General features: G+C 61.5%; 21 protein-coding genes, 1 tRNA gene, 1 other RNA gene and 3 pseudogenes. 8 read left to right on the plus strand and 18 right to left on the minus strand.

Annotated features, from left to right (window positions below; translation table 11 throughout):
• From OUZ52_RS17210 to OUZ52_RS17225, 4 genes are all read right to left on the minus strand, one after another.
• The coding region (locus OUZ52_RS17210) for an SDR family NAD(P)-dependent oxidoreductase (protein ID WP_266159772.1) at positions 1 to 313 on the minus strand (313 nt) is incomplete at its 3' end.
• Between the two features lie 52 nt (positions 314 to 365).
• Positions 366 to 1,313: an ACP S-malonyltransferase gene (fabD, locus tag OUZ52_RS17215; RefSeq protein WP_266159773.1), complete on the minus strand. Its 948-nt coding sequence runs from the start codon at positions 1,311 to 1,313 to the stop codon at positions 366 to 368.
• 334 nt (positions 1,314 to 1,647) lie between these two features.
• Complete coding sequence (gene rpmF / locus OUZ52_RS17220) at positions 1,648 to 1,842, minus strand: 50S ribosomal protein L32 (protein WP_266159774.1); 195 nt, start codon at positions 1,840 to 1,842, stop codon at positions 1,648 to 1,650.
• Positions 1,843 to 1,860: 18 nt separating this feature from the next.
• Positions 1,861 to 2,382 (minus strand): YceD family protein, encoded by a 522-nt coding sequence (locus tag OUZ52_RS17225; protein WP_266159775.1) that lies wholly within the window; start codon positions 2,380 to 2,382, stop codon positions 1,861 to 1,863.
• Positions 2,383 to 2,518: 136 nt separating this feature from the next.
• On the opposite strand from OUZ52_RS17225, the gene OUZ52_RS17230 reads away from it, so the two are divergent.
• A complete protein-coding gene (locus OUZ52_RS17230; protein ID WP_266159776.1) occupies positions 2,519 to 2,968 on the plus strand; it encodes a hypothetical protein in 450 nt (149 codons plus the stop codon).
• A 58-nt stretch (positions 2,969 to 3,026) separates the two neighbouring features.
• Positions 3,027 to 3,558, plus strand: a pseudogene (locus tag OUZ52_RS17235) (Maf family protein).
• Positions 3,559 to 3,615: 57 nt separating this feature from the next.
• Here OUZ52_RS17235 and OUZ52_RS17240 read toward each other — a convergent pair.
• The gene (locus OUZ52_RS17240; RefSeq protein WP_266159777.1) at positions 3,616 to 5,172 is read right to left on the minus strand and encodes an ArnT family glycosyltransferase; all 1,557 of its coding nucleotides are present in this window, start codon (positions 5,170 to 5,172) and stop codon (positions 3,616 to 3,618) included.
• Positions 5,173 to 5,273: 101 nt separating this feature from the next.
• Here OUZ52_RS17240 and OUZ52_RS17245 point away from each other — a divergent pair, with 101 nt between their 5' ends.
• The 4 genes from OUZ52_RS17245 (at position 5,274) to OUZ52_RS17260 (ending at position 10,357) form a co-directional block, all read left to right on the plus strand.
• Positions 5,274 to 6,215, plus strand: a complete 942-nt coding sequence (locus OUZ52_RS17245) for an AAA family ATPase (protein WP_266159778.1) — start codon at positions 5,274 to 5,276, stop codon at positions 6,213 to 6,215.
• A 19-nt stretch (positions 6,216 to 6,234) separates the two neighbouring features.
• The gene (locus OUZ52_RS17250; protein ID WP_266159779.1) at positions 6,235 to 7,194 is read left to right on the plus strand and encodes a DUF58 domain-containing protein; all 960 of its coding nucleotides are present in this window, start codon (positions 6,235 to 6,237) and stop codon (positions 7,192 to 7,194) included.
• Between the two features lie 25 nt (positions 7,195 to 7,219).
• On the plus strand, positions 7,220 to 9,184 hold the full coding sequence (locus OUZ52_RS17255; protein ID WP_266159780.1) for a transglutaminase TgpA family protein: 1,965 nt from the start codon (positions 7,220 to 7,222) through the stop codon (positions 9,182 to 9,184).
• Between the two features lie 594 nt (positions 9,185 to 9,778).
• The gene (locus tag OUZ52_RS17260; protein ID WP_266159781.1) at positions 9,779 to 10,357 is read left to right on the plus strand and encodes a Slp family lipoprotein; all 579 of its coding nucleotides are present in this window, start codon (positions 9,779 to 9,781) and stop codon (positions 10,355 to 10,357) included.
• 63 nt (positions 10,358 to 10,420) lie between these two features.
• On the opposite strand, the gene OUZ52_RS17265 is transcribed toward OUZ52_RS17260, so the two are convergent.
• From OUZ52_RS17265 to OUZ52_RS17305, 9 genes and pseudogenes are all read right to left on the minus strand, one after another.
• On the minus strand, positions 10,421 to 10,765 hold the full coding sequence (locus tag OUZ52_RS17265) for a histidine triad nucleotide-binding protein (RefSeq protein ID WP_266159782.1): 345 nt from the start codon (positions 10,763 to 10,765) through the stop codon (positions 10,421 to 10,423).
• A gap of 54 nt (positions 10,766 to 10,819) precedes the next feature.
• Positions 10,820 to 11,293, minus strand: a pseudogene (gene recR / locus OUZ52_RS17270) (recombination mediator RecR); the annotation flags it as partial.
• A 93-nt stretch (positions 11,294 to 11,386) separates the two neighbouring features.
• On the minus strand, positions 11,387 to 11,710 hold the full coding sequence (locus OUZ52_RS17275; RefSeq protein WP_266159783.1) for a YbaB/EbfC family nucleoid-associated protein: 324 nt from the start codon (positions 11,708 to 11,710) through the stop codon (positions 11,387 to 11,389).
• Between the two features lie 63 nt (positions 11,711 to 11,773).
• Positions 11,774 to 13,398 (minus strand): annotated as a pseudogene (gene dnaX, locus OUZ52_RS17280) (DNA polymerase III subunit gamma/tau).
• Positions 13,399 to 13,754: 356 nt separating this feature from the next.
• An RNA gene (gene ffs / locus OUZ52_RS17285) (signal recognition particle sRNA small type) lies at positions 13,755 to 13,851 on the minus strand.
• A 60-nt stretch (positions 13,852 to 13,911) separates the two neighbouring features.
• Positions 13,912 to 14,004, minus strand: a tRNA-Ser gene (locus tag OUZ52_RS17290).
• A 102-nt stretch (positions 14,005 to 14,106) separates the two neighbouring features.
• A complete protein-coding gene (locus OUZ52_RS17295; protein WP_266159784.1) occupies positions 14,107 to 14,616 on the minus strand; it encodes a DinB family protein in 510 nt (169 codons plus the stop codon).
• A gap of 33 nt (positions 14,617 to 14,649) precedes the next feature.
• Complete coding sequence (locus OUZ52_RS17300) at positions 14,650 to 15,408, minus strand: MBL fold metallo-hydrolase (RefSeq protein WP_266159785.1); 759 nt, start codon at positions 15,406 to 15,408, stop codon at positions 14,650 to 14,652.
• A complete protein-coding gene (locus OUZ52_RS17305; RefSeq protein ID WP_266159786.1) occupies positions 15,405 to 16,136 on the minus strand; it encodes a 3-deoxy-D-manno-octulosonic acid kinase in 732 nt (243 codons plus the stop codon). Before OUZ52_RS17305 ends, OUZ52_RS17300 begins: the two co-directional genes overlap by 4 nt.
• A 57-nt stretch (positions 16,137 to 16,193) precedes the next feature.
• Between OUZ52_RS17305 and OUZ52_RS17310 the strand changes: the two genes are divergently transcribed.
• Positions 16,194 to 17,246, plus strand: a complete 1,053-nt coding sequence (locus OUZ52_RS17310) for a glycosyltransferase family 9 protein (protein ID WP_266159787.1) — start codon at positions 16,194 to 16,196, stop codon at positions 17,244 to 17,246.
• Between the two features lie 5 nt (positions 17,247 to 17,251).
• Here the strand turns inward: OUZ52_RS17310 and OUZ52_RS17315 are convergent, their stop codons facing one another.
• The 3 genes from OUZ52_RS17315 to OUZ52_RS17325 all read right to left on the minus strand — a co-directional run bounded on the left by OUZ52_RS17315 (position 17,252) and on the right by OUZ52_RS17325 (position 19,725).
• Positions 17,252 to 18,940 carry a hypothetical protein gene (locus OUZ52_RS17315; protein WP_266159788.1) on the minus strand — a complete coding sequence of 563 codons (1,689 nt, stop codon included), beginning with the start codon at positions 18,938 to 18,940 and terminating at the stop codon, positions 17,252 to 17,254.
• A gap of 151 nt (positions 18,941 to 19,091) precedes the next feature.
• Entirely contained in the window at positions 19,092 to 19,487 is a 396-nt protein-coding gene (locus OUZ52_RS17320) for a DUF6165 family protein (RefSeq protein ID WP_266159789.1), read from the minus strand.
• Between the two features lie 64 nt (positions 19,488 to 19,551).
• Positions 19,552 to 19,725: a hypothetical protein gene (locus OUZ52_RS17325; RefSeq protein WP_266159790.1), complete on the minus strand. Its 174-nt coding sequence runs from the start codon at positions 19,723 to 19,725 to the stop codon at positions 19,552 to 19,554.
• A gap of 9 nt (positions 19,726 to 19,734) precedes the next feature.
• Between OUZ52_RS17325 and OUZ52_RS17330 the strand changes: the two genes are divergently transcribed.
• On the plus strand, positions 19,735 to 20,229 hold the full coding sequence (locus OUZ52_RS17330) for a glycine zipper 2TM domain-containing protein (RefSeq protein ID WP_266159791.1): 495 nt from the start codon (positions 19,735 to 19,737) through the stop codon (positions 20,227 to 20,229).
• Positions 20,230 to 20,264: 35 nt separating this feature from the next.
• On the opposite strand, the gene OUZ52_RS17335 is transcribed toward OUZ52_RS17330, so the two are convergent.
• Positions 20,265 to 20,577, minus strand: a 313-nt coding sequence (locus tag OUZ52_RS17335; protein ID WP_266159792.1) for a tetraacyldisaccharide 4'-kinase, incomplete at its 5' end; no start/stop codon positions are given.

The following is a 20,577-nucleotide window of genomic DNA, read 5'->3' on the forward strand; positions in this document are numbered from 1 at the left end:
CATCATCTTTCATGCGCATCAGCAACTGATCGCGGGTGATGCCGGCGTTGTTGACCAGGATCGAGACCGCGCCGAACTCTTTGCCGATCGAGTCGATCAAGGCTTCGACAGCGGCACCGTCGGTGACATTCAAGACACGGCCATGACCGCCGTGCGCGGCAATCCGCTCACCGATCGCCGCCGCACCGGACTCACTCGTGGCCGTACCGATCACCGTGGCGCCCTGCGCCGCCAGCTCATCGGCAATGGCCGCACCAATACCACGACTGGCGCCGGTGACTAGGGCGATTTCACCCTGCAATGGTTTACTCATGCGTTGATTTCCTCAATAAGCGGAAGCGGGAATCGGAGATGAAAACGGCGGGTCAAACCCATTCCGCACGAACAGCATCCAGCTCAGCCGGCGTGCCGATGGCGCGAGCCTCGATGCTTTTATCAATACGCTTGATCAAGCCTGACAGCACCTTGCCCGGGCCTGCTTCGGCCACCCGGGTTACACCGGCGGCGGCGAGCGCCTGGACGCATTCGGTCCAGCGCACTGGCAGGTACAACTGCCGTTGCAGCGCGGCACGAATCTCCTCCACGCTGTCATAAGCTTTTGCCTCGGCATTCTGCACCACGGGTATAGCCGGCTGTTGCCATGCGATCGACGACATACGCTCACCCAGGCGATCCGCCGCATCACGCATCAACGCACAATGCGAAGGTACGGACACTGCCAATTTGATGGCCTTCTTTACGCCCAGCTCGGCCAGTCGAGCCAGTGTCCGATCGACCGCTTCGGCATGACCCGCAATCACCAGCTGACCGGGTGAATTGAAATTCGCCGGGGCCACCACCTGCCCCTGAGCCATCTCTGCGCAAACCTCGGCGATCTGCGCATCATCGCCGCCAAGTATCGCCGCCATCGCACCTACGCCGGCAGGCACCGCCGCCTGCATCAGGCGACCGCGCTCCGCGACCAAAGCCGCCGCATCGTGCAATGACAGCGCTTCAGCACAAACCAGAGCGCTGTATTCGCCCAGGCTATGGCCGGAAAACCGTGCCGGCAGCACACCGCCAAGCTTGTGCCATACCCGCCATACTGCGACGCTTGCCGCCAACAGGGCCGGCTGGGTATTTTGCGTCACATTGAGCTCGGCCTCCGGCCCCTGCTGCGATAGCGCCCACAAGTCGATGCCCGCGCCAGCTGAAGCCTCGTCAAAAGTCGCTTTCACCTCCGCATGAGCGGCAGCCAATTCGGCGAGCATGCCAACGGCTTGCGAGCCTTGACCTGGAAAGACGAAAGCGAGCGATGCAGCAACCTGAGTCATGGAGACAAGATTTCCGTGAGCGAAAACAGGAATGGTGCCAGCATCCGCGGCCGTACGCAGCTGTATTCAATCATTCGACGGCGATTGCGTGAGCTTAGCCAGCTCGGCAAGAGTCAACCCGGCTCATCGCTTTGAAACAAAAAAGCCGCGCATTCGCGCGGCCTTCACATGTTTCAAACCCAGCCACGCTCGGCCGGGCTCAGTGGCGCACCAGCGTCAACGCCCAGGCAAAGCCGCCGCAAAGAACTTCCAACGACATTTACGTTAAGCGCTTAAACGCAAAAACGGCGCGTTGCCGCGCCGCTTTGCGAAATCACAACCCTTGCGGGAAGGATTAATCCTCTTCGACGACCGAGGACTTCGTTTCGATGACTTTCTTGCCACGGTAGTAACCGTCGGCAGTCACGTGGTGACGCAGATGCACTTCACCACTGGTCGGATCGGTGGACAGCTGCACGGTCTTCAACGCATCGTGCGAACGACGCATGCCGCGGGTGGACGGGGTTTTGCGGCTCTTGGCAACGGCCATGGCGGATCTCCAGCTAAATCATTGTTTCTTGAGTTCGCGCAAAACCGCGAACGGGTTATCGGAACGATCCTCGCTGGGGAGTTCTTCCTCCGGGCCAGGACCCACTACTTCGTCAGGCAACCGACTGTCCGGATTAATCGGCACCAGCGGCAACGCCAACAGCAATTCGTCTTCGATCACATCGGCCAGCATCAACCGACCATCTTCCGCAACCAGCAAAGGCTCGCATCCGGGTGGCAACGCTGACTCTTCGTTCTCGGACTTAATCAGTCCAAGTCGACTTTCCACCGTTGTCGGCAATACAAATGGCTCAAGCGTACGCTGACAGATCAGTGTCAATGGCACCTGGACGCGAACATCCAGATACGCTGTACCGAACTCGTCGCGGCCAAAATCCAACTCGAACTGAGCCGTGCCATCGGTACCCGCCAACACCTCGCCCAATCGATGGAAGGTGGAGATGGGTAATACCCCTTGGAACGAACGCTGCGCCGAAACCATGCGCCAAGCGTCCACGGACTCTGGCAGTGTCACGGACATAATCGAGAAATTCTAGGTTTGTAAGCGCCCTAAGTCAACTAGCACGGGCCTTCAGCTGTCGCACAGCCGGTTATTTTGCCTGATTCGGGCGCATGCGGCAGACTGCCGCCCTTCGCCCAAGAGCCTAACGTCCTCCGTGAACGCCCATCTGACGCTCGGCCTGACTCTGCTATTCATCTTACTGGCGGCCTTCGCAAGCGTAACCCTGTTTTATCGCCAACGGTTCTACCGCCGCGCCGGCAGTGTGCGCTACCTGCTGGAGCTGGCCGATCAGCTGGAAGCCGACCTGAAAACCTGCCGCGCAGGCCTGCAGCAGGCACCTGCGGTGATGTCGCTTAACCCTGACCTGCCCACGACTGGCGAACAAGAGGCACGGCACGCCATCGATGCCGGCCTGCGTTCATTGCTGCAGCAACGCATCTGGATCCGCGACCAGGCCCCACGGGCGACCGAACAGGAGCTCGGCACCGCCGCCGCCGCGATGAGCGCTGCCCGCCAGCGGCTACAACCCTTGCTGGCCGGCCTGACCCAGGCACAACACGCGCTCGACGATGCGGTCCGCGAACACATCCGGCGCGAACCATAAAACCTGCCTCGCCCCTGCCCTTTACCTCGCTCTTAACAAGCCCCACCCCACAGGCCCTATGACTAACCCACGCCTGATTCTTGGCTCTACTTCACGTTACCGGGCCGAGCTGCTAGGCCGACTGGTACCGGTTTTCGAACAACGCGCGCCTGGCACCGATGAAACACCATGGCCTGACGAAGCGCCGGCAGCCCGGGCCTTGCGCCTGGCTATCGCCAAAGCCGAGGCCGCCGCCGCAGGCCAAGGCCATGCCCTGGTGATCGGCTCCGACCAAGTCGCCGAATTCGACGGTTACATACTCGATAAACCGGGCTCCCCCGAACGCGCCCGTGCCCAGCTCGCCGCCAGCTCCGGTCGCGAGGTGCATTTTCATACCGCCCTATGCCTGCTCGACACCCGAGACGGCCAACGCCATACCCACGTCGACCACACCCGTGTGCACTTTCGCCAGCTGGACGCCGACGAAATTGCCCGCTACGTAGAGCGTGAGCAGCCGCTGGACTGCGCCGGCAGCTTTAAATGCATTGATTGGTTTACCGCTTATCGCGCTGGCCCGGCTATTGCGGAAAATCGGGGTCGCCTTGCCCTGAAGGCAGCCTGGCGAGTGACCCGCCCCAGTGCCGGATCGGCCTACCGACATGTCATCGCTACGAGCCGGAATCCGATCCTGCCGCGGCAGCCATGCTGGCCTGCCGCCATATCAGGCACTGGCCAGCGTCCTCCTCGAGCCCGCCCGCAACGGCAGGCACCCTGCCCACATAAAAAGCCATGCGCCGCCGGCCATCAAACAAATCCAGCCGCTGTAATGGCCGCGGACTATCGATCCGATCACAGAGTGAGCGCAGCCAGTCGGAGCGCTCGCGCAGGCGTAGCGCCATTTCGTCCACCACCAGCAACATCGGTTCACCCGGATGCACCTCACGCAAGGCAGGTTCATCACGGCGCCAGATCGCCAGTTGCGGCGCGCGGCCATGCTTCACATTGAGAGGGTTGTCCAACGCGTACACCGGTACCCGGCCGTCGAGCTGAAAATCCAGTTCCGCCGCCAACATGAAGTTATCGGCGACCAGCACACCCGGCTGTTTTGCCAGCCATGCCCGCGCAGCGTCACCACTCTCTCGCCAACCGACGAATCGAGACGGAAAGATTTTCAGCCCGGCGAGCATCCGCGCACTCTCGGAATGCGCCGCCATGCCCAGATAAACCATGCCACCCAGTTGCCCCAACGCCGCGAACACAAAGCCCGCCAGCACGAACGCGCGCCAGCCACGACGCTTGGCATAAGGGCGCAGCAGCACCGGCAACGCGGCCAGTAAAGGCAAGTAACCCGACAGCGCCCAATGCGCACGGAAACGCAAATCATCGGCAAACAGACCCAGCCCAAAATAAATCAACACAAAGGTCAGCGAGCTGATCGCAATCAAGTCCCATGGCGCCCCTTCCTTGCGCCGGCACCAGCTCTGCCATGCGGTCCACAGCAACAACGCATAAAGCAGTGGCGTACATGCCAGCGCCTGCTCCAACGGTTGCACCAGGGCATCGGCGTGGAAGCGCCACGGGTTGCGCTCGACCAGTTGAAAAACCACGCCAGCCCCATGCTGTTGCCAATTGGAAATCAGCAAGGGCAACAGGCCCGCGCCAGCCACCGCCATGGCAAGCCAAAAACCCTTGTTGCACCATTGCGCCCGGCCACGCGGAGTCAGCACGAACAGCAACAAACCCGCCAGCATCGGCATCGCCGCGCGGTAGTGGGCCAGCCAACACACCGCCAAACCGATACCCAGCCATAGCCAGTCCCGCCTGCGGTCGCGCTCCAGCGCCTGCAACAAAGCAAACAGCGCCAGCATGATGCCGAAGGTCAGCGGCACATCAGGCAAAGCCAGCACACCCAGGCTGCCCGCCAACGGCAACGCCAGGCAAAGCAAACCAGCCTGCCAGCCCGCACGCTCATCGAATGACCGCCGCGCAAACGCCACCACCAGCCAAGGCACCGCACTGCCCAACAACAGAAAGGGCCAACGCATACCGAACACGCCATGCCCTGCCAGCTGCTCGCCCAGGTGAATCAACCAGGCGGTGAGTGGCGGCAGATCGCTGTAACCCCAGGCCAGCCGGCGACTCTCTTGCCAGTAGAACGCCTCGTCACCAAAGGGTGACAGGCTGGCAGCGATCAGCAGCTTGACCAGCGTCAAAGCAGCAAACACAACGATAAACGCGTCTCGCCAGCGCGTTGAAGGGCTCGTTACACTGGCGCCATCACGCATCAACAGCATCCTGCCTTGCCTCCACCGGCCATTCCCCGCTTATGTCTGCCATCACTGCACTCCACGATGAAACGCTGCACACCCGCCTGCAAGCCGCTATCGCGCAGGTCAACCAGGTGCTGCTTGGCAAGCCGCGCCAGATCAAGCTCGCCTTTACCTGCCTGATCGCTGGCGGCCACTTGCTGCTGGAAGATGTGCCTGGGGTGGGGAAAACCACATTGGCCCATGCGCTGGCGGCCAGCTTCGCACTCGACTTTCAGCGCGTGCAGTTCACCAGCGATCTACTGCCGTCCGACATTATCGGGGTCAGCGTTTACGAGCGCGAGACCGGCAGCTTTCGTTTTCATCCCGGCCCGATTTTCACCGGCTTGCTGCTAGCAGATGAAATCAATCGCGCCACGCCAAAAACGCAAAGCGCGCTGCTCGAAGCCATGGCTGAAGGTCAAGTCACGGTCGACGGCCAGACACACGCGCTTTCGCAACCCTTCTTTGTCGTGGCCACGCAAAATCCGCTGGATCTCAACGGCACCTTCTCGCTGCCTGATTCTCAGCTTGATCGCTTCATGCTGAGACTTTCGCTGGACTACCCGGACGCCATCGCCGAACGCGCCCTGCTCACCGGCAGCGACCGGCGCGATCTGCTCGCGCAACTGCAACCGCAGCTCGACGGTGCAGGCCTGGCCGCGCTGCATCATCAAGCGCAGGCCATCACGGTGAGCGCCGCCCTGCTCGATTACCTGCAGGCCCTGCTTGCGGCCAGTCGCCGACATGCGGATATCCGCGTAGGCCTTTCGCCACGCGCAGGCCTGGCGCTGCTGGGAGCCGCACGTGCATGGGCGCTGCTAAGCCATCGCACGCATGTATTGCCCGAAGATATTCAAGCGTTGTTTGTCCCCTTGGCGGCGCATCGACTGGTCCCCGCGCGCGGCGCCAATGGCGATTCATTGGCACGCAATCTGCTCGCCGAGGTCGCGGTCGATTGATGGGCACGGACCGATGGTCATGAAGCGGGAGGCTTTGCGCCGGATGCAGCTGTGGGCAGAGCAACGTCTACCTGCGCTCACTCGCTATCGGCGCCCGGAAAGCCTGCCTATCGAGCTGCACCGTCGCCGTATCTATATCGTGCCGACCGGTTTCGGCTTTGGCTTCACGTTGTTGCTCGTCATCATGTTGGTGGGTGCACTGAACTACGCCAACAATGCGGCTCTGTTGCTCACCTGCCTGCTGGGTGCCGCCAGCACTGCCAGCATGCTGGTTGCGTTTCGCAATCTGGATGGCCTTCGCCTCATCACGATTCAAGCCGGCCATGCTGTCGCCGGCCAGCCGCTGACGCTGCAGCTACATGTGGAAAGTGCCGGGCGCCTGCATCAGGCTGTTTACGTGACCATCGACGGCCAGACCCAGGCATTCGCTATCGCTGCCGACGGCAATAGCCGCGTGGTGCTTGCAGTCACCACGACACGGCGAGGCTGGCAGCCCTTGCCACGTATCAAACTCTGGACCAACTGGCCGCTCGGCCTGTTTCGCGCATGGAGCTGGCTGTACCCGCAACAATCCTCCCTGGTGTGGCCGCAAGCGGAAGTCGGCGGACCACCACCGCCGCTGCCCGCCGACGATCTTCATCGCAGACGCCTGCATCACGGCGAGGACCTGGCCGCACTGCGCGACTATCGCGCAGGCGATCCGCTGCGGCACATTGCCTGGAAAGTCAGCGCCCGCCATCACAGCCTGCTGGTGAAAGACTTTGAGCAACCAGAAGGCCATCAGGCCTGGCAACTGGATTGGCGCCTGCTATCAGCGATGGATCATGAAGCACGCATCGCTCGCCTGGCACGCTGGCTCGGCGAAGCCGAAGCCAAAGGTCAGCGCAGCAGTCTGTGGTTGCCTGATGAGGAAATCGCCCCCGGCAGCGGGTTCGCACATTACGCTAGCTGCATGAACGCGCTGGCGCGGCTGCCATGATGCGCTCGACCATGGGCTGGGCATTATGAAGTGGCCGTTTGTATTTCGCCGCACACACACCGGCGAACCCCCGATCAATGATCGCGCCTTCGATTTGCTATGCCTGACCATGGCCATGGTGCTGGGCCTGCACACCCCGCAGCTGCCGGTATGGTTAAGCGGCGCACTCGCGCTGACTCTCGGCCTTCGCTGGTGGCAGCGACGGCACTGGCCCGGACGGATGCCGGCCTATCTCAAGTTGCCCTTGCTCGGCTTGCTGACGGCGGCGGTCATTTTTCAATACCAAAGCATCTTCGGCCGCGAACCCGGTGCGGCACTGGCGGTGGGGCTGCTGATACTCAAGTTGCTGGAGACCGAAACCCCGCGCGATGTGCGCGTAGGTGTGGCCTTCGCCTGCTTCGCGCTGATGGCCGCGCTGCTGTTCAATCAAAGCATGCTGGTCACCATCGGCGTTGCACTGGGTTTGCTGCCGGCACTCGCCAGCTTGCGCGCACTACAACCGGCACGCCTACCCAGCACCCTGCAACATGAGCTACTGCCGGCACTGGGCCTGCTTGCGGTATCGCTGCCGCTGGCGCTGTCGGCTTTTGTCCTTGTGCCTCGACTGAGTTCGCCGCTTTGGGCTGCGCCATCGACACCACAAGCGCGTATCGGTCTTAGCGAACAGATGTCGCCCGGCGATTTTGTCGACTTGCTCACCGACGACCGGCCCGCCTTGCGGGTGAGCTTCGATGGCAGCCAACCGGCGCCGGCACAACGCTACTTTCGCGCCTATGTCATGTGGCGTTATGACGGCCGTCGCTGGGATCACGTCGGCGACACCCGCGAACCTGCCACCGTCGAAGCCCAGGATGCCATCACTTACCGCATCAGCATGGAGCCGAACAATCAACGCGTACTGCCCGCGCTCGATGTGCCGCTGGCAACCCCAGCCCAGGCCAAGCTAAGCGCAGATCGCGAGCTTGTGGCGGACAAACCCGTCAACGAACCATTAAACTACTCCGTTCGCTCAGCCTTGCACTATCGCCTGCAACCCATGCTGGACAACCCCAGCCAACAGCGCGGCCTGCAACTGCCGGCAGGTTTCAACCCACGCACGCGCGCCTTGGCCACCCAGTGGCGGCAACGATTCGGCAAGGACGATGCCGCCATCGTGCAGCAAGCGCTGACCATGTTCCATAACGACAACTTCAGCTACACGCTATCGCCGGCGGCGCTCGGGCACGACGCCATGGATGATTTTCTATTCACCACGCGCGAAGGCTTCTGTGAGCACTACGCATCAGCCTTTACCGTGCTGATGCGTGCCGCGGGCATTCCCGCCCGCGTCGTGACCGGCTATCAAGGCGGTTACTGGAGCACGCTCGGCGACTATCTCTTGGTACGCCAGTCGGATGCGCATGCGTGGAGCGAAGTCTGGCTGAGCGGCCGTGGCTGGGTCCGCGTCGACCCCACCGCGGCGGTGCGACCCGAGCGAGTCAATCTTGGCGCCACCGCCGCGGCGGGCGATCAAACCGGCGGCTGGTACCGCAGCCCCTGGCTGCAAAACCTGCGCAATCGCTGGGATATCGTCAATCATTGGTGGAACGAAGGCGTGATCGGCTTCGATGCCATGCGCCAGCGCGGCTTACTCACCCCCTTTGGCGTCCGCGATACCGACGCATCGACATTGAATTTATTGCTGGCGGTGGCCTGCGTGCTGTTCGCCTGCATAGGCTTGGCTTGGGCCCTGTGGCGCAAGCGCGGCAACGATACCTTGCTGCTGGCCCTGCGCGCATTGGAAAGAAAGCTCGGAAGAGTCAAGGTTCTTCGCCGACACAGCGAGGGGCCACAGCATTACCTGCGCCGAGCAGCGCGAGCTCTACCGCACAAGCGCGACGAGCTCGAGCAACTGATGGAGAACTATCTTGATCTCCGTTACGCCTATGACGAGCCACCCGCCGACCTGCTAAAGGCTTTTCGGCAGGCGGTAAAAAGATTTCGACCCTAAGCTGCGTCAGCCGATGGCATGGCATGAAGTTGCGAGATTGATATCTCTGCATGCAGCTCGCCATGCCCGGCACCGCCAACATCGGGCTTAGCCGGTTGAGATAACCATAGCTGGCAAAGAAAACCCCACTATCCAGGAAAACACCGTCAACCATTGGTGGCGCAAAGGCGTTATCGGGCTCGACGCATCGAGGTAATGTGGATAGCTTCCCCCTACCCGCGCTACCGGTATGGCCAGGCTGCATTAGCGGCCAACCAAGGTATGGCCGATAGAGAAACAAAGGCTGCACCTCGTCACCCTAAGGATGCGCTGTACACTGCGATGCGCGTGCCTGGACCAGGCCTGCTCGCCTGGCTGGACTAGTAGCATGGCCCCAAAGCCAGTGCCGAGCCGCCAGGATGCCGCCCCGCCAGTGCGACGAATTCGAAAGATTGCTGGAGACTTAGCCGAACCTGCGTTACATCTAGGACCAACCTCCCACTGAACTGTCAAAACATTTCAGCGAGCCATACGGAATTTATGACCGTGACGCACGGTCAAACAACGCTGAATAGCGGACACGCCTACATCCGCCCCATGATGGAGAAAGCTTTCATGTCCATGTACAAACCCCTTGCCCTGGCGGTCGTCACGGCGTCATTGGCAGCCTGCGCGACCATTCCCCAACCGCTGCAGGGCACTTATACCGACATCACCACCACGGCAGCCCAACAAGGCGGCGCGGGCGGCACCAAGGTGCGCTGGGGCGGCGAGATCATCAAGACCGAGCCGGGCCAGCAAGAAACCTGTTTCTACCTGCTGTCACGCCCCTTGGATAACGAGGCGCGCCCCGCCTCCGGCAACTCGGCAGAAAATCAGGGGCGCTTTGTCGCCTGCCGAGCTGGCTTCTACGACCCCGAAGTGTTCGCGCGCGGGCGCGAAGTGACCGTGACCGGCACCCTGCATGGCACGGTGTCGCAAAAGGTTGGCGAGTACGACTACGCCTACCCGCGCGTCGAGGCCGATGTGGTCTATCTGTGGCCCAAGCGTGTTGCCGTAAGTTATCCGCCGGGCTATTACGACCCGTTCTGGGGACCGGGCTTCGGGCCGTACTGGGGACCGTGGGGCGACCCATTCTGGTATCAGCCGCGAGTTATCGTGGTGCCGCGCGCCGTACCCCCGCCGCATCGATAAATCACCCTACGAAAACGCCGGCTTTATGCCGGCGTTTTCGTAGGTGCTCCAAAACAGATGCGCTCAGCCCGGCGGCCAGTGCATGCGTCGCCCCGCCAGCAAGTGCACATGCAGGTGAAATACCGTCTGGCCACCGTGCTCGTTGCAGTTGATCACGGTGCGATAACCCTGCTCGGCCAAGCCCTCCTGCTTAGCATAGGCCGCCGCCGCCAGCAGCAGCTTGCCCAGCAGCTCGGCATCGGATGCGCCGGCATCGTTGAGCGTGGCGATCGCCCGCTTGGGAATAAACAAGACATGCACCGGCGCCTGCGGATTCAGATCGCGGAAGGCGAGCACATCATCGTTCTCGTAGACGATATCGGCGGGAATTTCGCGGCGGACGATCTTGCCAAAAATGGTGTCGCTCATGCCTCACTCCTAACTCAAAGATCAACTCAAGGTTTGACGGCTGCCTGCGGCATGCGCCAATTGAGCCAGATAGTGCGCGGTCGCCTCACCCTCTACCGTGGGATTGGTGGCGATAATCATCTCTTCGATTTCACCTTCGGCCAGGCGTTCGCTCAACTGAGCCAAGCCCAGCTCCTCCGGGCCCAGGCCATCGAGCGGTGACAGCCGGCCGAGCAAGACGAAGTACTGCCCGCGATAACCGGTGGCCTGTTCGATGGCCGCCAGATCCGTAGGCGACTCGACCACGCACAAGGCATGCCGGTCACGACTGCTATTGGCACATAGCGCGCACACCGGCTCCTCGCTGAAATTGCGGCAACGGCTGCAATGACCGATACGCCGCATGGCCTGCTCCAGCGCGCCAGCCAGCTTGAGGCCACGCTCGCGTTCGCGCTCGAGCAGATGGAAGGCCATTCGCTGCGCACTCTTGCCGCCCACACCGGGCAGGCAGCGCAAAGCTTCGATCAGATCAGTGAGGAGCTTGCTCATAGGTCAATGACGAGTTGCAGAAGCGCAGCGGGTGCGCGATCGCGGCATAGCCGCCTGGTTGCTTTGCGCACCCATGTTGCGCTTCTGCAAGAATCAAAACGGCATCTTGAAGCCGGGCGGCAGATTCATCCCGGCAGTGACGCCACCGAGTTTGCCCTTGCTGACTTCAGCCACCTTATTCACCGCATCATTGGTCGCCGCGGCAACCAGATCCTCAGCCATCTCGGGATCCTCGGCAAACAGCTTGCGATCGATATGCACCCGACGCACCTCGTGTGCACCGGTCATCAATACCGTGACCAGGCCACCGCCCGCTGTGCCGGTGACTTCCAGTTTGGCAAGCTCTTCTTGCGCACGCTTCATGTCTTCCTGCATGCGCTGAGCTTGCTGCATCAACTGGCCGATTTGTCCTCTCATGAGCTTGACTCCAGATTCAAATAATTCAGTTCAGATTGAAGAAACAACATCAATAAGCCGTTTTCAGGATTCGAAAGGCTTGACTGATTGCGGCAACACGCGCGCACCGAATTCGCGCTTCAGCGACTGCACCAACGGATCGCCCTCGATCGACTGCTCAGCAGCCGACTGCGCCGCCTCGCGAGCGTTGGCCGCACGCGCCGCCGGCGTGTGTCCGGCGACCTGCTGATCGCCCACGAAACGCAGACGGATACGCTCACCCAGCGCCTGGCTGATGCGGTCCTCCATCTGACCGACCATCGGCTCGACCGCCAGATGCATATGGGTAGCCTGCAAGGCCATCACTAGCGTTTGGCCATCACGCTCGCGCAAAGCCGCATTCTGCGCCAGCTGACCGAGCGGCCCACGCAAGCCGGCCTGCTCGATCAACGCATCCCAATTGGGCAACCCGGATGCATCACGCGGAATCGCCGCCTTAGGCGGAGCAACGGCCGCAACGGCAGGTGCAGGTTCTGTACTCGGCGACGATACGGCATCGGCACGGGTCGCCGCCATCGGGCGCTCAGCCATGGCGGCAGCTGGTGCGGCTCGCGGCGGCGCTGCTGCCGAGGTGGGTGCCGTACGCGGTGGCGGTGACGCACTGGCGGGGCGCTCGCCACGCGGCGCTTCACCGCCATCGAGCGGCCGGAACGCCAACATACGCAACAAGGCCATCTCGAAACCGGTACGCGCATCCGGCGCCAGCGCGAGATCGCGACGACCGGCAGTAGCAATCTGGTAATACAGCTGCACATCTTCCGCCGCCAGCCGCTCGGCCAAGGCGACGATGCTGCCATTATCGCTGTCGCCATCTTCGGGGCGATAGCCTGGCACCAATTGAATCAGTTGAATCCGGTGCAGCACGCTGGCCAGATCATCGAGCACGCCGCCAAAATCCGGCGAGAACGAGGCAATCCGTGTGCATTCGGCCATCAGCTGCTGACCGTCACCTGCCGCCAGCGCATCGAGCACGCCCAGTACCTGGCCTCGTGCGACGCTACCCAGCATGGCGTGCACATCATCCAAATGCAGCGCCCCGCCACCGTAGGCAATCGCCTGGTCGAGCAGCGATAAGCCATCGCGCAACGATCCATCGGCGCCACGCGCAAGCTCGCCGATGGCGGGCTCTTCATAGGCAATGTTTTCGGCACCCAGGATGTGTCGCATCTGTCCGGCGATCTGGTCCGGCAGCAGCCGTTTCAAATTGAACTTCAAACAGCGCGACAGCACCGTTACCGGCAGCTTTTGCGGGTCGGTGGTAGCGAGCAGAAACTTCACATGCGGCGGTGGCTCTTCCAGCGTTTTCAACAAAGCGTTGAACGCTGGCTTGGACAGCATGTGCACCTCGTCGATCAGGTACACCTTGAAGCGGCCACGAGCCGGCGCGTATTGCGCGTTCTCGATCACCTCGCGCACATCGTCCACACCGGTATTGCTGGCCGCATCGATCTCCAGCAAATCGACGAAGCGGCCGGCATCCACCGCGGTACAAACCGCGCATTCGCCACACGGGTCGGCTGACTCGCCACGCTCACAGTTGAGTGACTTGGCGAAAATGCATTGGTGAGCGCGCGCACCACATGCTCTTGCCCGACCAGCTCGGAGAACTTGCGAGGGCGCCATTTGCGCGCTAGTACCTGATAAGACATGCGTTAAAACCTGCTCATGACATCCGGGTAGCCCGCGCCGGGGACGGTTTGCCCACGGGACCGGGAAGAATGAAGAAGTGTATGTCGATTCACCCTTAAGCGATGAGGCATCACCGGGGATAAACCAATCCGGCCCATGACCTTGTCTTGCCCGGGCGGCACCATGGCGACGCGCGATTCAATCAGGGCAGCACCCTGACCTGCGCCATATCGAGCCATCGGGCGGCCTAAGCCGAACAACGCGGACTGCTGAAATCTCATGAGCCGGGCTTTACTACCTTGGGGCGAGAGTCGATTGTGCCAAGTCACCCATGGCAAGTCATGCGCAGGTTTCAGCCCCTCCCAAAAGGCGGCGGCCCTGCCAGCCACACTCCGGCACCCGAATCATTCGCTACCGTTGCTCCCTTCCGGGCCTGGCGGAGTTTACGAACTATCGTCGCGGAGGGACCGACAGGGCCACCATAGACGTTGCTTTTAAGCGCCAGCCCGGAGGCTGCCGCAGGTTTCACTCACTGGCGGAGAGAGAGGGATTCGAACCCTCGATACGGGGTTTAGCCGTATACACACTTTCCAGGCGTGCTCCTTCAACCACTCGGACACCTCTCCGCGATGGTGAAACCTCGTTGCCGGGCAGTTGAGCCCAACAAAGAAGCGGAAGAATAACCGGAGCCTCGCGCAGTGACAAGAGATACCACGCCATAGCCTGGCTCAGCGTGGGTTTTGCGCCACATCACGCAGAAACACCGGCAAATCGGTGGTCGGCGGCTTGGCCGGTATTTGATAAAACATATCGGCGACAAAACCGCGGTGATAGGTCGTGTGATTGACCACATGCAGCAAGATCTCAGCACGGGTCATAACCCCCTGGCCGCCGCCGATAAAGCTGAAATGCACGCTTTCGTCCACGCTTTGCGTGTCCTGCGCATCGCTCCAGGCGATATACCACTGGTCCACCGCCTGCTGCAGCGGCCATAACTGCTCAAGCGACAACAGCTCAGCGGTATTGCGCGAGGTGAATCCATGCTCGCGCCCTTCCAGGTGGGCCTGGAAGATCCGGTCAATCGCATAATTGTGGCTTAGCGTACGCAACATATTGCCGAATACGGTCTGCCGCGGCTTTGACGTTTCAAGCGCGGGCAGCTCCGCGACGGCATCGAAGATCAGTTGATTGGCCCACGCCTTGTAGCGCGCAAGCATGCAAAGCTGTTTGGAACTCACAAGCCCGTATCCATAAAAGTGATGGCTCTCGAATCAACCGGCATCAGGGCGAACAAGCGAGGGAGCAGCCAGCGGTATGCGGCTAGCAGCGGTGGCGATCGAATAGCCGCGCCCCGCCAGCGCCGCACCATCGGCAACACTGCCGTAGTGATAAAGCCAAAGCCGCTGACGCAGCTGCGCCGGGTATTCCCGCTCGATATCGTCTATACCGGTATGCGAGGGATTACCGACCAAGCCGCAGTCGTGGGCGATGATCTCCGAGCCGCCAGCATGCTGGGTCAGCATCTCGGGGATCGGGCGCGTGTCGCCGGTGTAGGCAAAACTGCCCGCCAGGGCCAGCCCGTAAGAGGTGCCAGGCATGTGGTGGCGGGTGGCGAATACGTCGAACCAATACTCATCCAGCCAAAACCCGCGATGGCATGGGATCAGCTGAAAGGCCTCCCAGAAATTCACCCCACCCTCGGCTAACACACTGGGGTAATCGGCCACCCGCCCCTGCAACCACGGCACCAGCCCGGCGTGTGCGAAAAGCTTGGTTTGCCCACGCAGGCGCTGGTCGAACCAAAGCCGGAAAAACAATCGCTCCAGCCCGGCCACATGGTCCATATGGGTATGCGTGATGTATAGCGCCCGTGGTGGCACGCCGTAAGCGGCAAGATAGCGATCAAGCGTGTCGGGGCCGCAATCGATAAGCAACATAGGCTCGCCATCGCGCTCCAACACCGCTGCCGACGAGCCCAGCTCGACCGCGTGCGCCGCGCCGACGCCCAGAAAGTGCAAGCTCCAGTTCATGCGTTCAGTACCTGCCTATAACGGCTGAGCAAAGGCTGCCAAAGCGTCTGATCAAAGCTGGCCTCGCCCTGCGCGGCGGCGCCCAGCTTGACCAATGAACGGCGCAAGCGCTGCAGGTTGGCAAGTTGCCAACGTGATGCCGGCTGGCGTAGCTCGCCACGGTCAAAATCAATCAAATACAGCTCATTCGAGCAGACCATCACGTTATGCGCATTTAAATCGGCATGCCAGACGCCGGCTCGATGAAAACGCGCCACGAGTTCACCGGTCGACTCGGCCAGCCCGGTATCAAGCCGTTGCATCGCCAGGCATTCGGCCAAGGTTTGCGCATCGACAATGCGGCGCGTCATCAGGTCCGCGGTATAAAACATCCCCTGGCGCTGATAACGGGCCGCCACCGGTTGCGGCCCCGGCAAACCAAGCGCGGCGATAGCGCCCAGCAGGCGCAGCTCGGCAAAACACCGGGTAGCTGCGGCGCCACGCCACAGATAGCGATCACCCATCAAACGCGCCACCAGACCGCCACGCCGGTAATGCCGCAGTACGCACTGCCCCGCCGGCGTATCGATGACCGCCACCCCGCCGCGCCCCCCCGCCTGCGTACGCAAAGCGCCCTGATCCTGCCAATACGCAGGCAGAAACCAGCGCGCATCGACTTGTGGCGCCACCGCGGCATCGAACAGAATCGCGCTGGCAGCGTCCTCACGGACTCGTTCTTGCATCATCATGTCCGGTTCTACTGGCCGCCTGCCGTCTTCATGTCACGCGATTCTAGCTCAAGGCCCATGCCTCCAAACTCACCCCCCGCCTCGATTTGCTTGCTGCGCACATCCGCCATTGGCGATGTCACGCATGTCGTACCGCTGGTGCGCACGCTGCAACAGGCATGGCCCCAAACCACGCTGACCTGGATTGTCGGCAAGCTGGAACGCCGACTGGTCGGCGACCTGCCGGGGGTGGAGTTCATCACCTTTGACAAAGCCGCCGGATGGCCCGGCATGCGTGCCGTACACCAGGCCTTGCGTGGCCGTCGCTTCGATGCCCTGTTGCAGATGCAGGTCGCGATGCGCTCCAACCTGCTCAGCCTGGGCATTCGTGCACAGCAACGAGTCGGCTACGACGCCGCACGGGCCAAAGACCTGCATGGCCTGGTCATCAACCAGCGAATTCCCGCGCGCACGGGTGAACACGTACTGGATGCGATCGGCAGCTTCTGCGAGCCATTGGGCCTTAAGCAAACACAGGTGCGCTGGGACATCCCCATCCCCGATGAGGCGCATGCCTGGGCGGCCGAACAGCTGCCGGGCGATACACCAACCTTGCTGGTCAGCCCGACCTCCAGCCACGCAGTACGCAATTGGCGCGCCGAACGGTATGCCGCGGTGATGGACCATGTTGCCGCGCGCGGCTGGCGCGTCGCATTGATTGGCGGCCCTTCGCCAGCTGAGCGCAGCGCAGCCGATGCGGTGCTTGCCGCTTGCCACAGCAGCCCCTTGGACCTCACCGGCAAAGACACCCTCAAACGCTTGCTGGCGATGCTGGTACGCGCGCCGATGCTGCTGACCCCCGATTCCGGCCCCATGCACATGGCCAATACCGTTGGCTGCAAAGTGCTGGGCTTGCACGCGGCAAGCAACCCCGACCGCTCCGGCCCTTACTCCGACCGCCGCTGGTGCGTGAACCAATACGATGCCGCCGCACGAAAATACCTGGGCAAACCCGCCAGCGAGATCCCCTGGGGCAGCAAGATCGAGCGGCCAGGCGTGATGGATTTGATCGAGGTCGATGCGGTTATCGAGCGCTTCGAGGCTTGTGCAGCACATGGGCAGCATGGCTAAACCGGCTAGCTGGCGGCCCCGGGCAAATCCACGCCGAACGCCTGCCCCTGCGCAGCGAAGCCCTGTTGCATGGTGTCGCACCACATATGGGCGAGCAGATTGATCTGCCGCGGCGTGAGGTACAGCAATTCCTCATAGTTCTGCCCGACGGTGGCGTAATTCGGAAAGTTGGCCAGGAAATCTTCTGGGTTCGTGTCATTGAGCAAGGCGCTGACCGCAGGCGGCAACTGCTTGCGCCATGATTCGTTCAAATCGTTGTACAACCAGAAGATCAAGGGCCTGTACGACTCCAGTGCAAACGGATTGTTGGGCAACACAGCGTAGTGCCCGGCATGCACCACCGGCCCGCCGGCCGCACGCGCAGATTTCAAACCAGCCGCTAATCGGGCGAACTCGGCCTTATCGAAGATCTGGGTGTTCTGGTCGTTGCCATAGTCGTTGGCGGGGATAAGGCCGAACAACCGGCTGATCTGGCCATCGATGCCATCGACGCAGCCCTGATCAGTGGAGTTAACCGGGAACGGCGAATTGACGAAGGCGAAAATCACCGGATATTTGCGCCGCAGCAGCGGGACGATGCCGATGTTCTCCAAGATGCCGCCATCGCCGAAGCTATAGCTCGCCGACGCCTGCTGACCAATGTTGCGAATTGGCCAATAGCTGAAATAAGGAAAGCCGCCGGAATAGCCGGCCAGGTCTATCAACGAAGCCAGTGCGGCACTGCTGCTGCCAATGGCATCAGACAGCAGGAATGGAAACTGTCCTGCCGCCACGGTCACGATATCGCTGGCATTCGCGCCTTGTGGTGTCGGCGTATCGAACGCGAAGTTCTCGACATAGCCATTGCCGATATCGACGCCGTTAACACCTGCGCCGGCGAACAGCTGCGGAGTACCGCTGTAACCGGGCGTGTATTCGAACGGCCGATAGGTCTGCCCCGGAAGATCGCCGAGTTCAAGCCCAGGCTGCGTCTGCAGCAAAGCATGATCGCGGGCCGGATAGCTACGCACGAAGTCCCCCCGGGGCGACAGCGTGCTCTGCGGATAGACCAGCGTAGCCCCGGCGATAAAGAAGGGACGATCGTCGCGCAGGGTAAAGAAACTCGTATTCAGCGAGGGATTACGGGCCTGGATGGCAGCAAGCGTCTGCGGGTTCAAGGTCAGCGAAGTATTGAGGTCGCCGAGCCCGAACGGCGTCAGCAGCGTGGCATTGAGCAGACGCCCCCAGATCTTGTCGAACGGCAGCGTGCCCCATTTGTACTCCAACAGATAAAGAGCCAGCCAAGCCGCCAGCTCTTCATTGCTGAGATGAGCCAAAGCCGAACCCAGATAACCGGACGGCAGTTGGTCCAGCATAGCCACAGTGAGATCGCCAGGGGCGACCGCCGGCCCCAGCAATTGCCGATCGCTATAGGACGAAGACGCGAAAGAAAACAGCCCACCAAACCAGCTCCCGCCCGATACGCAAGAGATCGCACCAAGAAAGGGCACTACCCCGGCCGCGTGCAGCCCGCGCATCTGTCCCAGCGATGCCGCAAAGGCACGTGGCCCGCCACCCGAAAAACAGGCCGCCCACATGCCTTTCGCCGCGCTATAGCGCGGGATCGATTGTTCGGGGTAAGGCCCCTTCGGCGGCTGGCTGATCGGATAGGCCTGGGCCAGCAGAGCCGCAGCTTGCGTGTCGTTCTGGTTCATCAGCGCCCCCTAATGAATACTCCCTCGCCATACTGCATCGGCGATATGTCACAGCCGGGTGAAAACATGGCTTTGGCAAGGCCGGGGGAGCCTACTCAGCCCGTACCGCCTGAGTAGGTGCTGTTAACCATGCAACAGCCAGAACAGACGCTTACGCCCGATAATCCTGATACGACTTTTCCTCAACCAGTTGCGAGCCCAGCTTGAGATTGATCTCGCGCTTCACGGCGGCACGCTCATCGTTGCGGAAATACACCGAACGGGCCAACTCGATGAATGCCTGATCGAAAGCCTGGGCCTTTTCCTTCAAGCGGATATCGTCTTCGATCACCCAAAGCAGTTCGTTCACCGCCAACAAGCGCGCGCGCTCATCGCTGATATCGATCTGCGAAACGGCGGCATGACTCCAGGTCGCGTTGAGCAAATCGAGCTCATTGCGCACATTGGCCAGCTTGGCCGGATCGGTGATCTGCTTCGACTTGATCTCCAGGATGGTGATCTTGTCGATCAGCTCACCGTAGGACACGGGTACTTGAATAAGGCTCATGGAAACTCCGAAAACATAGGTTTGAAACCGTCAGCTGGCCGCAAGCTAATCACGACCGACAGCCTCACATGATAAACAAGCGCTGTCCCATACGGACATAGCGGCGTTTCCAGCCCTCCGCCGCCACAAAAATCGAATTACCATGCCAGCGCAAGCCAACACCAGAACCTGGGATCGGTATTACCCGACGTCTTTCCCCCGTCGCGATCAGGTCGGCATCGTCATCTTGAATCATCAAGGAGAGCTCATGAACATCCGTCATTTCAACGTCTTTGCCATCGCTGCCGCGCTTGCACTCACCGCGGTCACCGCCCAGGCGGCGGTACCCGGCAATACCGGCAATACCGGCTACATCACTTCCTCTGGCAACGTCTTGATTCGTAACGATGGCATCTTTGTCCGCTGCAGCCAGTGCGGCACGGTGCAATCGATCGAGCGCAACATCACCCAGGGCCGCGACCATGGCACGGCCGGCACGGTTATCGGCGCCTTGGCCGGCGGCGTGCTGGGCAACCAGGTCGGCCGGGGTAAGGGCAACACGCTCGCCACGGTGGCCGGTGCTGTCGGCGGCGGCGTGGTCGGCAACAAGATCGGTACGGGCGGCGGCGGCGAAAGCTACACGCTGCGCCTGAAAATGGGCACTGGCGGCTACACCAACGTGACCGTGCCCGATGCCAGCGCGATTCGCGAAGGCGACATCGTGCAAATCGACGAAAAGGGCAACGTGGTCCGCATCCAGTAACAGTAAGCGTGCCCGCATGAAACAAAAAGGCCGGCCTAGTGCCGGCCTTTTTGTTTCAGCAAGCGCTGACGGCAGGCCTCGACCCGCTCGCCCAAGGCACTGAGAAAATCTTGCGGTAAGACCGCACGCACCGGCACCGCCCACTCATGCGGCCGCGCAAATCCACGGCATTTCACCGCGTCCTTCTCGGTCATCAAGACCGGCAGCTCATCGTGAAAATCCAGCTCGCTCGGCACAAAAGCGTGGTGATCAGCAAACGCATGCTCGATCACCTCCAAGCCGTGCCCGCGCAAACTATCGAAGAAGCGCTGTGGATGACCGATGGCGGCCACCGCATGTACCGGCTGA

Source organism: Dyella silvatica (assembly GCF_026283955.1).
Lineage (GTDB): Bacteria > Pseudomonadota > Gammaproteobacteria > Xanthomonadales > Rhodanobacteraceae > Dyella_C > Dyella_C silvatica.

What these genes read in the sequence shown, in the direction of transcription:
- fabD (WP_266159773.1), bottom strand. Translation starts at nt 1,313, where the DNA reads ATGACTCAGGTTGCTGCATCGCTCGCTTTCGTCTTTCCAGGTCAAGGC.
- rpmF (WP_266159774.1), bottom strand. Translation starts at nt 1,842, where the DNA reads ATGGCCGTTGCCAAGAGCCGCAAAACCCCGTCCACCCGCGGCATGCGT.
- OUZ52_RS17225 (WP_266159775.1), bottom strand. Translation starts at nt 2,382, where the DNA reads ATGTCCGTGACACTGCCAGAGTCCGTGGACGCTTGGCGCATGGTTTCG.
- OUZ52_RS17245 (WP_266159778.1), top strand. Translation starts at nt 5,274, where the DNA reads ATGTCTGCCATCACTGCACTCCACGATGAAACGCTGCACACCCGCCTG.
- OUZ52_RS17250 (WP_266159779.1), top strand. Translation starts at nt 6,235, where the DNA reads ATGAAGCGGGAGGCTTTGCGCCGGATGCAGCTGTGGGCAGAGCAACGT.
- OUZ52_RS17255 (WP_266159780.1), top strand. Translation starts at nt 7,220, where the DNA reads ATGAAGTGGCCGTTTGTATTTCGCCGCACACACACCGGCGAACCCCCG.
- OUZ52_RS17260 (WP_266159781.1), top strand. Translation starts at nt 9,779, where the DNA reads ATGTCCATGTACAAACCCCTTGCCCTGGCGGTCGTCACGGCGTCATTG.
- OUZ52_RS17265 (WP_266159782.1), bottom strand. Translation starts at nt 10,765, where the DNA reads ATGAGCGACACCATTTTTGGCAAGATCGTCCGCCGCGAAATTCCCGCC.
- OUZ52_RS17275 (WP_266159783.1), bottom strand. Translation starts at nt 11,710, where the DNA reads ATGAGAGGACAAATCGGCCAGTTGATGCAGCAAGCTCAGCGCATGCAG.
- OUZ52_RS17300 (WP_266159785.1), bottom strand. Translation starts at nt 15,408, where the DNA reads ATGAACTGGAGCTTGCACTTTCTGGGCGTCGGCGCGGCGCACGCGGTC.
- OUZ52_RS17305 (WP_266159786.1), bottom strand. Translation starts at nt 16,136, where the DNA reads ATGATGATGCAAGAACGAGTCCGTGAGGACGCTGCCAGCGCGATTCTG.
- OUZ52_RS17310 (WP_266159787.1), top strand. Translation starts at nt 16,194, where the DNA reads ATGCCTCCAAACTCACCCCCCGCCTCGATTTGCTTGCTGCGCACATCC.
- OUZ52_RS17315 (WP_266159788.1), bottom strand. Translation starts at nt 18,940, where the DNA reads ATGAACCAGAACGACACGCAAGCTGCGGCTCTGCTGGCCCAGGCCTAT.
- OUZ52_RS17320 (WP_266159789.1), bottom strand. Translation starts at nt 19,487, where the DNA reads ATGAGCCTTATTCAAGTACCCGTGTCCTACGGTGAGCTGATCGACAAG.
- OUZ52_RS17330 (WP_266159791.1), top strand. Translation starts at nt 19,735, where the DNA reads ATGAACATCCGTCATTTCAACGTCTTTGCCATCGCTGCCGCGCTTGCA.